This is a genomic window from Flagellimonas marina, from assembly GCF_042651185.1.
Lineage (GTDB): Bacteria > Bacteroidota > Bacteroidia > Flavobacteriales > Flavobacteriaceae > Flagellimonas > Flagellimonas marina.
In genome coordinates this window covers 92,462-107,811 of record NZ_JBHSCL010000004.1, presented here as the reverse complement: position 1 = coordinate 107,811, position 15,350 = coordinate 92,462, and the positions used below count along the sequence as shown (strand labels likewise).

10 protein-coding genes are annotated in these 15,350 nt (G+C 42.4%); 5 read left to right on the top strand and 5 right to left on the bottom strand.

Going from position 1 to position 15,350, the window contains the following annotated elements; genetic code table 11:
* Positions 1–46 precede the first annotated feature (46 nt).
* The 4 genes from ACFOWS_RS03965 to ACFOWS_RS03950 form a co-directional block, all read right to left on the bottom strand.
* A complete protein-coding gene (locus tag ACFOWS_RS03965) occupies positions 47–868 on the bottom strand; it encodes a hypothetical protein (RefSeq protein ID WP_379762686.1) in 822 nt (273 codons plus the stop codon).
* A gap of 150 nt (positions 869–1,018) precedes the next feature.
* Positions 1,019–1,792, bottom strand: a complete 774-nt coding sequence (locus ACFOWS_RS03960) for a hypothetical protein (RefSeq protein WP_379762685.1) — start codon at positions 1,790–1,792, stop codon at positions 1,019–1,021.
* A gap of 30 nt (positions 1,793–1,822) precedes the next feature.
* Positions 1,823–2,617, bottom strand: coding sequence for a hypothetical protein (locus ACFOWS_RS03955; RefSeq protein ID WP_379762684.1), 795 nt, complete (start codon positions 2,615–2,617; stop codon positions 1,823–1,825).
* A 38-nt stretch (positions 2,618–2,655) separates the two neighbouring features.
* On the bottom strand, positions 2,656–3,468 hold the full coding sequence (locus ACFOWS_RS03950) for a hypothetical protein (protein ID WP_379762683.1): 813 nt from the start codon (positions 3,466–3,468) through the stop codon (positions 2,656–2,658).
* A 513-nt stretch (positions 3,469–3,981) separates the two neighbouring features.
* On the opposite strand from ACFOWS_RS03950, the gene ACFOWS_RS03945 reads away from it, so the two are divergent.
* From ACFOWS_RS03945 to rlmB, 5 genes are all read left to right on the top strand, one after another.
* A complete protein-coding gene (locus ACFOWS_RS03945) occupies positions 3,982–7,233 on the top strand; it encodes a SusC/RagA family TonB-linked outer membrane protein (protein WP_379762682.1) in 3,252 nt (1,083 codons plus the stop codon).
* Between the two features lie 22 nt (positions 7,234–7,255).
* Positions 7,256–8,992, top strand: coding sequence for a SusD/RagB family nutrient-binding outer membrane lipoprotein (locus ACFOWS_RS03940; protein ID WP_379762681.1), 1,737 nt, complete (start codon positions 7,256–7,258; stop codon positions 8,990–8,992).
* A gap of 29 nt (positions 8,993–9,021) precedes the next feature.
* Positions 9,022–10,332 (top strand): hypothetical protein, encoded by a 1,311-nt coding sequence (locus ACFOWS_RS03935; protein ID WP_379762679.1) that lies wholly within the window; start codon positions 9,022–9,024, stop codon positions 10,330–10,332.
* Between the two features lie 133 nt (positions 10,333–10,465).
* Positions 10,466–13,804, top strand: coding sequence for a VCBS repeat-containing protein (locus ACFOWS_RS03930; RefSeq protein ID WP_379762678.1), 3,339 nt, complete (start codon positions 10,466–10,468; stop codon positions 13,802–13,804).
* 36 nt (positions 13,805–13,840) lie between these two features.
* Complete coding sequence (gene rlmB / locus ACFOWS_RS03925; RefSeq protein WP_379762677.1) at positions 13,841–14,572, top strand: 23S rRNA (guanosine(2251)-2'-O)-methyltransferase RlmB; 732 nt, start codon at positions 13,841–13,843, stop codon at positions 14,570–14,572.
* Here the strand turns inward: rlmB and ACFOWS_RS03920 are convergent.
* Entirely contained in the window at positions 14,569–15,300 is a 732-nt protein-coding gene (locus tag ACFOWS_RS03920) for a rhomboid family intramembrane serine protease (RefSeq protein ID WP_379764469.1), read from the bottom strand. The two genes, rlmB and ACFOWS_RS03920, sit on opposite strands and share 4 nt — an antisense overlap.
* Positions 15,301–15,350: the final 50 nt, after the last annotated feature.

Below are 15,350 nucleotides of genomic sequence, written 5' to 3'. Positions count from 1 at the left end.
AAAAAGCACCCGCGAAGGTGCTTTGACTCATAATTTTTGTTCATTTTTAGTTACTGGCCACTTCTATTGTATTGCCCATAGCATCAGCTTTTCTAAAGACGGATACTAAATCTTGCGCATCCTTAAAACCGATACCTTTTTTCTTAATGTACTTTGCCAGTTCTTTCTTTGAAGAGCCCTCGAAGAAGTCCAATATTTTTTTCTTGTTCAATTTAGCATAAACCGGTGCGTCATTGGCTACTGCCACGTAGTACTCCGTTTTGTCTGAAAATCGGGGTGGAAAATCGGTGCCATGGGAGGTCTTTGCATATCTTCCCTCACGATAGGTCTTACGCAACCTTTCATATACGGTGTAGGTATTCCCCGAATAAATGGTAACCACATACCCCTCTACCATATCACCGTTATCGTCCATGAACGACATATATTTATATTCTCGGCCATCCACCACACATGAAACATCCCTATCCCTTATAAGTGACTCTTTTGTGAGACTATGCTTGTTTCGCTTCACCTCCAAGTCATCGTTAAATGCATCGTAGCGCACATAAAATTCAGCCACTTCTTCTCCTTTGTCATAGATGGCGGCCTTTTTAAATTCTTTTACATAATAGGCACTTCCCTGCACTTTGGCATACCCGTCTGTTTTGGTGAAGGTGACATCCCCAAACTTATTCCTCAGGTCAGAGAAAAAGTTCATTACTGAGGGATTATTGCCCAAAGACGCTTGGGAGGTACAACAAAGGCCCAGCGCCGCCCTTCCATCCCTATCCCCTCCAGGGGCAAATGCAGGATTCATCAATTGGTATTGACCAAAAGCCGACACCCCCAGCAGGAGCACAAAACAAGAAATCAGTTGCTTTTTCATTTGCTTAGTTTTAAGTGTATTAACAGAACTACGTCCGCCCAGTGCGAAACGTTTACACCTTTGTCATCGTCCTACGGTGCAATTGAAACTCTCTCCTATAAGTTACAATAAAAATCTTAAGTACATTCAAAATTTGACATGAATTCAATCTTATTGCAACGAATTGCCATATGCAAATAGGTTCAATAAATCTTGGTGGTCACCCACATTGGAGCGTTTATCCTTCATGTAGCCTTTTATCACTTTCTGATCTTGCTCCGAAAACATGGAAAGCACATCAGATTTGCGAGTCTTCATAAAAACAGGCGTCTCGCTGTTTCGAGAAACGTAATATTCTGTTTTATCCAAAAAGCGGTGTGGAAAAGAGTTGTCCAACGAGGTTTTAGCGGGTTTTCCTTCTTTGAACACTTTCCTGTGTTTTACAAGAAGGGTATAGTCCTCCCCGGTCACCACCGGTGTCAGGTACCCCTTTTGGGAATTCCCGTCCTCATCAATATATGTACTGTAATAATACTCATTTCCGTTCACGGAGCAGGAATATATGGGATGCTTTAGCATGGAACGCACCACATCGGAGTCCAAGCTTTCTTTGAGCTCCACTTCATCATTATAGGCATCGTAGCGCATATACAATTTTTTGAAGGCTTCACCTTCATCGTAAAGGGTTCCTAAAGTGAAATTTTCATTGAGATATATGGTCCCATCAATATCATCCAAGGTAAGGTTGACTTCTTCTCCCAAACGACCAAACTTGATTCGCATATCACTATAGAAAAACATTGAAGCTGGATTGTTTCCAAACTCCTCCAATTTTGTATACTCACCGGGAGACACCCCCCATGGTTGAATAATCTTGTTCTGCGCTAAAAAATCTGTAGCGATAAAAACAACTAGAGCAACTGTAAAAACCAACTTTCTCATCATTTGTAATTTTTGGATTCTGTTGACTGATTCTTATAAGGCATTGGCATAAGCGAAAAGATTTTGCAAATCATCCTTATCATTTAAATTGGGGCGCTTATCCCTTATGTAGTTCTTCATAGTCTTTTGATCCTCATCGGAAAACAAGGACAGTATGCTTGACTTTCGGGTCTTTACAAAAACGGGCACATCACCCGATTTGGACACATAAAATTCCGTTTTATCCAAAAAACGATGAGGGAAAGAATTGTCCAATGAGGTTTTTGCTGGCTTCCCTTCTTTAAAAACTTTGATTTGCTTCATAAAGAGAGCGTAATTCTCACCAGCCGTCAATGGCATTAAATATCCTCTTTTTGATTCGCCGTCTTCATTTTTATACCCTATGAACTGGTAGACTTCCCCATTCATTGAACAAGAGTACTTTGGGTGTTGAACCATAGCGCGAACAACATCATCATCTTTGGCTTCCTTGAGCTCCACTTCATCGTTGTACGCATCATACCTCATGTATAATTTCTTGAAGGCCTCTCCATCTTCATACAGTGTACCAAGAGTGAAGTTTTCATTTGGGTAGATACTTCCATCAATATCGTCCAAGGTAAGCTTGACTTCTTCGCCCAGGCGACCAAACTTCATTCGCATATCGTTGTAAAGATCCATCATCGCAGGGTTATTGCCCAAACCTCCGCCTTCACCGCTTTTCAAAAGGGCAAGTCTATCAGCGGTAAAAACACCCCCTTCTCCTTGCACGTGGATACTTCCTTGGGCACTTACTGTTACAAAAGTTCCAAGAGCGATAAGTGCTCCTAAGATCTGTTTCTTTTTCATTGTCATCTGTTAGCTTTTATTTGAATTAAAATTACGTTTTATAAGGTATTGGCGTAGGCAAAAAGGTTCATTAAATCCCTACTGTCACCAAAATCAAGGTGCTTGCCTTTCACATATTTCTTTATTTCGCTGTAATCGTCATCCGAAAACAAGGAAAGTACATCTGATTTTTTGGTTTTCAAATATTTAGGGGCTCCTCTATTTGTGGAAACATAATACTCGGTCTTGTCTAAAAATCGGTGTGGGAATGAGTTGTCCAGTGAAGTCTTTGCAGGTTTTCCCTCTTTAAACACCTTAATTTGCTTTTTATACAGAATGTAATCACCTCCATAACCCAATGGTTGCAAATATCCGCTTTGCAATTCACCGTCTTCTCTTACATAATCGATATAGACAAATTTATCACCATCAATGGAACAAGAGTACTTTGGATGTTTTACCATAGAACGCACCACATCGTCTCCCAGTGAAGTTTTCAACTCCACCTCATCATTGTAAGCATCGTAGCGGAGATAAATTCTCTTAAACACCACTCCTTCATCATACAGGGCACCAAGTGTAAAATCTTCGTTGAGGTAAATAGTCCCATCGATATCCTCCAAAGTAAGGTTCACTTCTTCGCCCAAACGGCCAAACTTGGTACGCATGTCATTGTAAAGGTCCATCATCCATGGATTGTTGCCAAGGTCAGAATTCTCGGCGTCAAAACCTTTTATCTGGGCCAACCTAGATTGCGTAAACGCCCCTCCCTCTCCAGGCGAATGTAAATTACCTTGTGCACTGGCTACAGTAATCAACAATATCGCAAAAGATATGGTGAAAAAAGAGGTAGATTTTACTAAGCATTTCATAACACATTGTTTTTTGAATTTGACAAATGGGAGAACTAGTTCTAAATATATAAAAATAAAGGAGTTAAATGTAAAATCAATCCCACAAATGTCTCTTTCTCCTACAAAGTCAAACAAGCGCCTGAAATTTTTCAACTAAAATAATCGCAATCTTAGATTCTCCTTTAAATAAAAATTATATTCAAAAGATTGTTAAAATCAAATAATATACCAAACACCAAAAAAATAAATTTAGGAATGGATTATATATTAAGGTATATCCATGCAGCGACACAATTAATTTCTTTCAAGCACAAAGACCGTGTTACAAAACGCCCGTTCCGCCGCGGAATACAGCTTTTTTTTAACAACACTTAATTTTTATAGGGTAAAATTAACAAGTCCTTTAAATAGTCAGGTTGATTTTATGGTTCTTGCATTTGCTAACATCATCTTAAAAATTTAGTAAAATTAGTTTGGATTATTAACATGAAATTATGATTTTAGCGGCTAGCTAATTCAAATAATTTAAAAATGAGAACAAAACTTAATGGATTGTTAACGCTGTTATTGGCGTTTGTTGTGCATGTATCCTTTGCACAAGACAAGACGATTACAGGTACTGTTACGGATGCCGATGGCCTTCCGTTGCCTGGGGTCAACATTGTCGTCGAAGGGACCACCAACGGTACCCAAACGGATTTTGATGGTAACTATTCGATCAGTGCAAGTCAAGGTCAAACACTACTTTTTACGTATATAGGGCAAAGACCTACTAGTAGGCCTGTTGGTGCAGGAAGTGTGATCAATGTTCAGATGGAAGAAGACACCCAAGCTCTTGAGGAGGTTGTTGTTACAGCCCTTGGTATTAAGAGAGAGAAACAAGCCTTGGGGTATGCGGTGGCCGAAGTAAGCTCTGAACAACTTGAGGAAAAAGCCGAAGGTGATTTGGGACGTGTCCTAATGGGTAAGGCCTCTGGGGTGAACATTACCCAACAGAGTGGTCTATCTGGATCAGGTACCAACATCATCATTCGTGGTTTCAACTCCTTTAGCCAGAGTAACCAACCCTTGTTCATTGTGGATGGTGTTCCATTCAACGGGGATACCAACCCTTCTGGTAGACAAGGTAGCCGTCAGGATTTCATCAACGGTAACAACGGTTCCAGTAGGTTCTTGGATTTGGACCCAAACAGTATTGAGAGCGTGAACGTACTGAAAGGTCTTGCAGCCTCTACATTATATGGATCTTTGGGTAGAAACGGTGTAATCTTGATCACCACCAAAGCGGGAGCAGGAGGACAAGGAGCAAAGAAGACCGAGATTACGGTCACTTCTTCCATGTTCTTCAATGAAATTGCTTCACAACCAGAATATCAGGATGAGTATGGTAACGGTTTCGACCAGGCCTTCGGATGGTTCTTCAGTAACTGGGGACCTGCCTTTAGAAGAGAAGGACTTGCCGGTTGGGGGAATAGTGCCGCTTTCGATTCAAACGGAACACTGCCCCACCCTTATTCTACATCAACAGCTGCCATTCAGGCCGCTTTCCCAGAATTTCAAGGAGCTCGTTACGAGTGGAGGCCCTATAAGAGTTTTGAAAACTTCTTTAAAATTGGTACAGTTGCCAATACCTCCATTAACATATCAGGTGCATCATCTGATGGAAAGGTTTCCTATAACGCCAACTATGGTTATTTGAAAGATCAAGGATTTACTCCCGGGAACAGTTTGAACAGGAACAACTTTGGTATTGGAGGTAGAGCGGTATTGAGCAACAAGTTCACCGTTTCCGGTGCACTTAACTATGCCCGCACCAAGTTCATCTCCCCTCCAGTTGCCCTGTCTCAAGGTAACGGTGCCACAGGTGGTGGTTCATCAGTATTCGGGGATTTGTACTTTACACCCCGTTCCGTGGATGTACTTGGTCTACCATACCAAGACCCAATTACTGGAGGTAGCGTATACTACCGTCAGAATAACTCCATCCAGCACCCATTGTGGACCGTGAACAACTCCGGTACACAACAAGAAACCAATAGGGTGTTCGGTAACCTAGGTATCCAATACGATCTAAGTGAAAACCTTAACTTGGTGTATAGGGTAGGTATTGACAACTATAGTGAGAACAACACCAACTACCAGAACAAAGGTGGTGTGAACAGTAACAGTAACGATATCAGATTACAGAGTGGTATCTATGAAACTTGGAACAACACCAATACCATATGGGACCACAACTTGGCCCTAAACGGTGACTTTGATCTGACCGAAACCGTTGGAAGTACATTTAACATCGGTTTCAACGGAAGAAGGGAAGTCTTCAGTCAAAATGGTGTTTCCAGTGATGGCCAACAGGTCTTTGGAGTGCTCCGCCACTTCAACTTCTTGAACCAGAACGAGATTCAGCAAACATCAGAACGTAACGTGATCGGTCTGTATGGACAGGTGGAATTTGATTATGACAACATTGTGTTCGTTACCCTTGCCGGAAGAAACGACTGGGTATCAAACTTGGATAAAGAGAACAGAGCCTTGTTCTATCCTAGTGCGAGTTTGTCCTTTGTGCCCACAACGGCGTTTGACGGCCTGAAAGGTGATGCATTGAACTATCTTAAGATTAGGGCAGGTTACGGAACCTCTGCAGGTTTCCCTGACCAGAACTCAGATTCTTACCCTATTGCTTCAAGGCTTGCTTTGGACACTCAGGATTTTCAAGATAACACCGGTAGAAATATCGTGACCAATACTACTCCTTTAACATTGGGCAACCCTAATCTTCTTCCTGAGCAAGTATCAGAGATTGAACTAGGGGTTGAGTCCAGATGGTGGGATGGTAGAATTACTTTTGATGCTTCTGTCTACCAAAGAACCACAACTGATTTGATCGTTACGCAACCATTGGATCCAGCTTCAGGTTACTTTAGAACCACCACAAACGTAGGTGAGATCAAGGGTGAAGGAGTAGAGATAGATCTTGGATTGAATTTGATCAGAAGCGATAGCGATGGTTTCAACTGGAGAACCAACGTGAACTTCAGTGCCACTGAAACCACAGTGGAAGACTTGGGTCAAGATACAGACCTTATCGTTTACTCTGGTTTTGGTAACCTTGGTAACGCGGCTATTGAAGGTGAACCTCTTGGTGTTTTCTACGGATCACGTGTTTTAAGAGATGACGCTGGTAATTTGGTCACTAATTCATCTGGTGACTATGTTCAGGATCCTCAAGATGGTATTATCGGAGACCCAAATGCGGACTTTATGATGAACTTCATCAACAATTTGAGCTTCAAGAACTTCAATTTGGGCTTCCAGTTCAACTGGACCCAGGGAGGGGATATCTACTCAAGTACCATCAGTACGTTGCTGGGTAGAGGTTTGATTGTTGAAACCATTGACAGGGAAAACACGTATATCCTACCTGGTGTAAAACAAAGTAATGGTGAGCCAAATGATGTTCAGATCAACAACTCGGATTACTTCTTTAACAACATTCTTTTCGGTCCAAGTGAGCTTCAAGTATACGATGCCACAGTTCTTAGACTTCAAGAAGTTTCCTTGGGATATTCAGTTCCCAAGAAGTTCTTGGACAAAACACCTTTCGGTGCATTGTCCTTCACGGTCTCAGGATTCAACCTATGGTACGATGCCATAAACACGCCTGACGGTGCCAATTTTGACCCTAACACAAATGGTACTGGTGTTGGTAACGGTTTTGGATTTGATTTCTTGAACGGACCTAGCTCTAGAAGATATGGATTCAGTGTTAAAGCAACATTCTAAGATGAAAAAAATAGTTATAAAAATGAAAAACATAAGCACATATATAGCATCAGCCTTGCTCGTAGGGTCATTGATGGTATCTTGTGAGTCCACAGAATTGGACCTTACACAGGACCCCAACTTTTTGACGCCCGAACAGGCTAGCCCGGATTTCTTCCTGAACGCAATACAGGAAGATTTTGCAAGACAAATAGATGGGGAGGCCACGGGCGACCCACAAGATAACTTTGTTTCAGGTGGTAACGTTTTCGAAGACGGATTCTCTGTTTTGGGTGGCGAACTTACCCGTTTGGTTCCGTACAGTTCTCGTGACTACCAAAGTGGTTTTCAGGACATCGATGTGGATGATGAATGGGACAATGCCTATAGGGGTATTCTCTTTGACATTCGCTCAATGCAGCCTTTGGCTGAAGAAGCTGGTTTGACCAGACATTTGGGAATCGCCCAGTTCATTGAAGCATACACCATTGTTACCTTGGTGGATTTCTTTGGAGATGTACCCTACACAGAGGCACTGCAGGCTCCAGAGATCCTGAACCCAACTTTGGATAGCGGAGCCTCCGTTTATGAGGCCGCTCTATCCTTGTTGGATCGGGCGATTGTGAACTTTACGAATGAAACGGCTTCAAACCCTGCCAATGATTATTTCTATGGAAATGATTATACAAAATGGGTAAAAGCGGCAAATACGCTGAAATTGAAGATCTACGTTCAGACCCGATTAGTGGACCCTTCAGCTGCTGCAAGTTTCAACTCAATAATCACAAGTGGCAATTACATTATGGATACCGCTGATGATTTAGATTGGAGATGGCCAGGTACCAGTGCTTCACAGCCTGATACAAGACACCCAAATTACGGTATTAATTATGCTTCTGCTGGTGCTGGGGCGTATGTATCCAATTGGATGGCCAACTTAATGGATAATTCAGATGACCCTAGGTTACGGTACTACTTCTATCGTCAGACCATCAACGTGCCAGGGCAATCAGGATTCCCGCCAAATGAGGAATTATTGACTTGTTCTTTACAGACTCCTCCTGCACATTATGTTAACGGCGGATTCACTTTCTGCGCCTTACCTAATGGATATTGGGGTAGAGACCATGGAGATGATGAAGGTATCCCACCAGATGGATTGTTGAGAACCACTGTAGGTGTATACCCTGCTGGTGGACGTTTTGATGATGACTCTTTTTCTGCAATTGCGCAGAATATCGATCCCGCATCTTTTGGAGCTGGTGGTACAGGCATCACGCCAATTCTGAATGCCTTTATGGTTGACTTCTGGAGAGCGGAAATGGCCATGGCAGCCAACCAAACAGGACAAGCTGCAACACATTTTCAAAATGCGCTTACAAAGCAAATTGCCAAAGCTCGATCCTTTGCTTCCAATGACCTCAATGCCGACCTATCATTCGAGCCAACAGAATCTGATGTAAACAATTTTATTACCAATACCATCATTGCTTTCAATGATGCCGACGGGGACATCGATGCTCAATGGGACATACTTGCTGAGCAATATTTGGTTAGCCACTACGGTAATGGTATTGAGGCCTATAATTTTTATAGAAGAACAGGATATCCCAGTACGTTGCAACCCAACAGGGAATTGGATCCAGGGGCATTTCCCCGTTCCATGTACTATCCTAACCAAGCTGTGACCAGTAACCCCAACATTACACAGAAACCAAATCAAGCGGTGCCTGTGTTCTGGGATACAAATCCAGCCAGTGGATTTCCATTCTCTAATTAATATTGGCAATGAACGTAAAAACTAAAATCATGAAAAATTTGAAAAAACATATAACACTGCTTTTTTTCGTTTGCATTGCCTTTTCGTGTAGCGAAGAAACGCTAGTAGACCAGGTCACTGCAGACACGGAACGAGGGTTGGTACTACGAACCCTTACGGATAGCAACTCCTTTGACATATTTGACACCTCTGGTACTTGGTCCGTGGAATTGGAAATCCAGGATCAAGAAAATGGTGCCTTCCTTTCAGAGGCAAGGCTGTACTTCACATTTGTTGACAATAACCCAGAACCCGAGGATGTTTCTTCCACGGAAACATTGGTAAACACCTATCCTGCCTCTTCCTTTGATGGAACTGGACAGTTTGGACTACCGACCGGAACAGTTTCCCTGACCTATGCAGAGGCTTTGGCCACTGCTGGGATCACTGTGGCCGATGTCCTTCCAGGTGACCAATTTTTCTTCAGGTTGGAAGGGGAGTTGACCGATGGAAGGGTTTTCACCAACAATGCCAACGGTACAGTTGCAGGTGGATCATTCTACACTGCTCCCTTTGAGTACACCGAAACCTTGGATGATGGTGTTGAATTTGAGATCATCAACGAAAATAGAAATGTGGTGGATATAACCGAAGGTGCAACCAACGATCCCTTCTCCATTACCATCAGCATTGATATGAGTGATGAGGACTTTGTTGAAACGGATTTCTTGGAGTCTGTGACCGTTTACCGCTCCTTTTCTGACAGGAACATTGAGGAGCCAGAGGACGATTTATCAGAAGGCGAGTCTATTTTCCGTGAGTATGATCTGGCCACCGATTTTACTGAGGAAGATGGTGTATTGACCCTAACCTATGGGTTCACCCAAGATGAACTCTACGGTCCAAACATCGAGTTTTCAGATCTGTTGGTAAACGACCAGTTCCGTTTGCGTTATGAGCTGTTGACCACGGATGGGCGTATCATAACAACCAATGAGGCTGACACCGAATACTATACTACGTATGATGTGTTTGAGTGTGTTCAGTTGAATGCTGATGGCCCCTTCCCTGGTGAATATACCATATCTTTCACCGATACATTTGGTGATGGATGGGACGGTGCAAGATTTGACGTGTCAATTGATGGTGGTGATGTTCAAGGGTTCACCCTTGAAAACGGTGGAGAAGGAACCGCTACTTTTACAGTACCCGAAGGTACTACAACACTTTCTGTTGTCTATGTGGCTGGTGCCTTTGAAGAAGAGCACGTCTACACCATATTCGATCCAAACGGAAATCCTGCTGCATCTGATGGTCCAAACCCAACACCAGGTGAAGTGGAACTCCTAGTATGTGAGTAAACAAATCACAATATTTTTTACTACAAAGGGGCATCATTTTGATGCCCCTTTTATTTCTTCTTATTTTAGAAGAAACCAATTTATGCTAAACATGCTTAAATTGAAGCAGATTATATTATAATGCCATTTTAACATGAAGAATTTTTTTCGAACGATATTGGTATTGGCATTACTTTCAAGTTGTGCCGATTCAACTAAAGAAAAGCAGTTGTCAAAATCGGATTCAGAGGAATCAAAAGCAGAGCCCATCTTCCAAAAGATGGAGCCACAGCAGAGTGGAATACGGTTTGCCAATACCATTACCCACGATGTAGCCACTCTTAACAACCTTTTTGACTACGATTATTTCTATAATGGTGCCGGAGTTGGCGTGGAAGACCTGAACAATGATGGACTTTTGGATGTTTTCTTCTCAGGAAACCAGGTCAACAACACCTTGTACTTTAACCAGGGTGACCTTTATTTCAAAGATGTCTCCGAAACTGCAAATATTAATACAGGCAAGGTCTGGTCCAACGGGGTGACTTTTGCGGATGTGAATGCTGACGGATGGATGGACATTTATGTCTCCCAAGGTGGGCCCAATACCCGGGATAAACGTAAAAATCTTTTGTTCATCAATAAGCAAGATGGAACTTTTGACGAAAAAGCAGAGCAATATGGCTTAGCTGACATGGGTATCAGCACACAATCCGTGTTTTTTGATTTGGATAAAGATGGAGACCTTGACTGTCTCGTCATGAATGAAAATGAGCTATATGGTATGGATCCCATAACTTTCAACCATTATGTCAATTCTGATGAAGAGACCGCTTATTTCAACTCATCACACCTGTATAGAAATGACGGTGGGGTTTTTACCGACATTACCAAAGCAGCAGGACTTCATAAACCCATTTTTGGATTGGGTCTTGCCGTTTCGGACATCAACGAAGACGGGTGGATGGATATCTACATGGCCAGTGATTATTATCTGCCCGATGCTCTGTACATCAACAATCAAGACGGAACATTTACCGACCAAATTAAGGAGGCCACAGACCAAATCTCATTTTATGGGATGGGGATAGATATTGCCGACTTGGACAACGATAATCTCCAGGACATCTTTGTGCTCGATATGGCGGCCAATGATCATGTCCGTTCAAAGACGCTAATGGCTTCCATGAACACCAAACGGTTCGATTATTTAGTGAACAAGGCAGGGTACCATTATCAATACATGTACAATTCCCTACAAAAAAATATGGGTAGGAATACATTCAGTAATATTTCACAGCTATCCGGTGTGGCCAATACCGATTGGAGCTGGTCCGTGCTTATGAACGACTTTGACCTAGATGGGCATAAGGAAATCCATGTTACCAACGGGTATCGACGTTATGCACTGGATAACGATTTACAAATGAAGGTGTTTGAAGCCCGACAAAAATACGGCCAGAACGTTCCTTTAGAGGTAAAACAACAACTCTATGAATCCATGCCCTCAGAAAAACTCCCCAATATTATGTACAAAAGAAGCTCCGAGCTCATTTACGATGATGTTTCCAAAGACTGGGGCTTGGGTGATTTTTCATTTAGCAACGGGGCCGCCTCTGGAGACTTGGATAATGATGGGGATTTGGACATCATCATCAACAATATGGATGAAGCCGCATTTGTGTACAAAAACCTTTCGGTAGAGGAAGAACGAGGCAACTACCTGAAGGTTGTCACCAAGGGTGATTCCTCCGAAGAGTTTGCCAAGGTAAAAATCACTTCTGGTGGTAACTCCCAAATGATTGAGGTAAAACGAGTGCGCGGTTACCGTTCTGCCCAAGAGACCAAAGCTTTTTTTGGGTTGGCCCATCAAGAAACCGTAGATACGGTGTCAGTATATTGGAAATCAGGCAAAATGGAACAAAAATTCAATGTTCCGGCCAACTCCACACTTACTTTCAACGAAAACGAGGCTACCCTACCCATTCCTTCCACCTCGGAAAAAGGAAAATATTTTGTCGATGTTGATGTCAACACCGTGGGGTTGGACTTTGTTCATACAGAAAATGTGTATGACGATTTTGAAACCGAGATACTTCTCCCTTATAAACAATCCAATCTAGGGCCATTTATCACCAAAGGTGACATTAATGGTGATGGATTGGAAGATATCCACGTAGGGGGCGCTTCTGGACAATCTGGGCAATTCTATGTACAATCGAACAGAGGGTTTTCCAAGTTGAACTCCCCTGCCCTTTCCAATGATGCCCAATATGAGGACATGGAATCCGTGTTTTTTGATTTTGATGGAGATAGCGATATGGACCTTTATGTGGTAAGTGGGGGAAACGAGTTTGCTGAAAACTCTTCCTACCATGCAGACCGAATCTATATTAATAATGGCAAAGGGCAGTTTGAACGTTTGCAAAGCAATGCACTGTCCAAACTTCCCAAAAATGGGAAATCCGTAGCCATCATAGATTTTGATAAAGATGGCGACAACGATATTTTGGTAGGCAACCGTGTGGTTCCCAAACAATATCCCAAACCCCAGACCTCAACCTTATTGGAAAACAGGGACGGTGAATTGGTAGATGTTACTGAGCAGGTTGCCCCAGAATTCAAAGATTTTGGTATTGTCAATGACATTCAAACCACAGATGTGAACAATGATGGTTGGCCCGATTTCATTGCTGTGGGGGAATGGACCGGAATTGGTGTTTTTGTAAATGAGCAGGGCAGCTTCAAAAATATTGGTAGTGAAGACTCCATGCTCAGTGAAAATGGATGGTGGTTCTCCGTGACCGAGACCGATATCAACAAAGATGGCCTTAAAGATTATGTTATTGGAAATGTGGGTCTCAACATTAAGTTCAAGGCTTCGGAAGAAAAACCATTCAAGGTCTATGCCACCGATTTTGATGAAAATGGTACCAATGACATTGTTTTGAGCAAAAAGTACCAAGGAACCTATGTTCCCGTTCGTGGGCGTGAATGTTCATCGCAACAAATGCCTTTTATCAAAGAGAAATTTCAAACCTACTCCGAATTTGCCAATGCCAGTTTGGTGGACATTTATGGCGAAAAACTGAAAACTTCGTATGAAAGCACGGTTACCGAACTAAGGTCCATCGTATTGATCAACAAGGGCAATCTTGTATTTGAAAGGCATATTCTTCCTGTTGCAGCACAAGCCATTCCCCTACTGGATTGCACTGTTATGGACATCAACAATGATGGATATGAAGACATCATCGCCGTGGGCAACATCTATGAAACCGAAGTGGAAACCCCAAGGCTGGATGCTCTATCTGGCGTAATTTTGCTTTCTAACGGTAAAGACGGATACATCAGTGTGTCCCACCCAGATTCTGGACTTTATATGAACGGAAATGTGAAAAGCGTGGAGCTGATATCCACTTCCAATAACGGAACCCTCATTTTAAATTCCACAAATAATGGCCCTGTTGGTGTTCACAAGGTTACTTCGTAATATCTTTGCCGCACCCAAGCAATTGAATTTAAGGAGATGAGTGACCAGATTTATGGAATTAGGGCGGTATTGGAGGCCATAGAGGCCGACCAGCCGATAAACAAGATTTTTCTGCAAAGAGGACTTAAAGGAGAGCTTTTTAAGGAGTTGGAGTCGACCATCCGTAAAAATGGTGTGAGTGCTTCCTACGTACCTATTGAAAAGTTAAACCGTCTTACCCGAAATAACCACCAAGGGGTGGTGGCACAAATTTCACCAGTACAGTTCCAAGATTTTGAACCTTTAGTCGAAAAAATCATGGAGCAACAAAAAAAACCTTTTTTCCTGTTACTGGACCAGGTTTCGGATGTCCGTAATTTTGGCGCAATCATCCGTACTGCGGAATGTTGTGGAGTCCACGCCATCATTGTTCCCAAAAGTGGGGCAGCTCCCATTACGGATGATACGGTAAAAACATCGGCAGGAGCAGCATTCAATGTGCCCATTGCAAAGGTAGATCACCTTAAGGATGCCATATTTTATTTACAATCCTCGGGAATTACAGTAGTAGGTGCCACCGAAAAGACGGATGATGAAATCTACACAGTGGATTTTAATCAGCCCTGCGCCTTAGTAATGGGTTCCGAAGACCGGGGCATATCCCCTTCCATTCTTTCCATTTTGGACCACACTGCCAAGCTCCCTCTTTTGGGAAGTATTGGTTCTCTTAATGTTTCCGTGGCTTGTGGAGTGTTCCTTTATGAAGTGGTTCGGCAACGAAAAGCCTAAGTGTCTGCTTCGCTGCCTTTTTTGAAATGGTATTTTATTTGGATGTGATTTTCAGGCTCCTCTTCAGTGGATTCAATAAAATTGCCATCCTCATCAAAATGTTTTAGGAAAGGGTCGTTCTCCTCATTGTAATTTTCTTGTTCCCAATCGTACTTTTTTTCAACGGGGACCTTCACTTTTATCGCCAAAGCCAACAAAAACCCCGTGATAAAACCTGCCAGATGCCCTTCCCACGAAATATTTTCTTTTACAGGAAAAATATACCATAACATGCTTCCATAAATAAACACAACCACCAAGGACAGCGCTACCAACCTAAAATGTTTGGCAAAAACACCTTTAAAAAAAATAAAGCTTGCCAAAACGTAAATAACCCCACTAGCCCCAATATGGTAGGACGGACGAGCAATCAACCAGGTCAAAAGACCAGAAATCAGAATACCGAAAACATACACCCTAAAGGCAGCTGCTTGATAAAAATAGACAAGAAACGCTGTCAGTATGGCCAAAGGAATGGTATTATTGTATAAATGCTCAACAGAACCATGAATAAATGGGCTAAATGCCACTCCTCTCAATCCAGACAGCCTTCTTGGGTAAATTCCATAGTCATTAAAGTTGATTCCCAACTTTACCTCAACCCAAAATACCGTCCAAATGGCCAGCATGGCAAATAAGGGGGCTAAAACAACCCCATTGGAAAATTTAAAATGCTCATTGGCTTGCATGTGCTTCATATAGCAATTATCTGACCACGAACATGAATTTACACAAATTG

Coding starts and splice junctions, on each gene's coding strand:
- ACFOWS_RS03935 (WP_379762679.1), top strand. CDS start 9,022: ATGAAAAATTTGAAAAAACATATAACACTGCTTTTTTTCGTTTGCATT.
- ACFOWS_RS03940 (WP_379762681.1), top strand. CDS start 7,256: ATGAAAAACATAAGCACATATATAGCATCAGCCTTGCTCGTAGGGTCA.
- ACFOWS_RS03950 (WP_379762683.1), bottom strand. CDS start 3,468: ATGAAATGCTTAGTAAAATCTACCTCTTTTTTCACCATATCTTTTGCG.
- ACFOWS_RS03920 (WP_379764469.1), bottom strand. CDS start 15,300: ATGCAAGCCAATGAGCATTTTAAATTTTCCAATGGGGTTGTTTTAGCC.
- ACFOWS_RS03965 (WP_379762686.1), bottom strand. CDS start 868: ATGAAAAAGCAACTGATTTCTTGTTTTGTGCTCCTGCTGGGGGTGTCG.
- ACFOWS_RS03960 (WP_379762685.1), bottom strand. CDS start 1,792: ATGATGAGAAAGTTGGTTTTTACAGTTGCTCTAGTTGTTTTTATCGCT.
- ACFOWS_RS03945 (WP_379762682.1), top strand. CDS start 3,982: ATGAGAACAAAACTTAATGGATTGTTAACGCTGTTATTGGCGTTTGTT.
- ACFOWS_RS03955 (WP_379762684.1), bottom strand. CDS start 2,617: ATGAAAAAGAAACAGATCTTAGGAGCACTTATCGCTCTTGGAACTTTT.
- rlmB (WP_379762677.1), top strand. CDS start 13,841: ATGAGTGACCAGATTTATGGAATTAGGGCGGTATTGGAGGCCATAGAG.
- ACFOWS_RS03930 (WP_379762678.1), top strand. CDS start 10,466: ATGAAGAATTTTTTTCGAACGATATTGGTATTGGCATTACTTTCAAGT.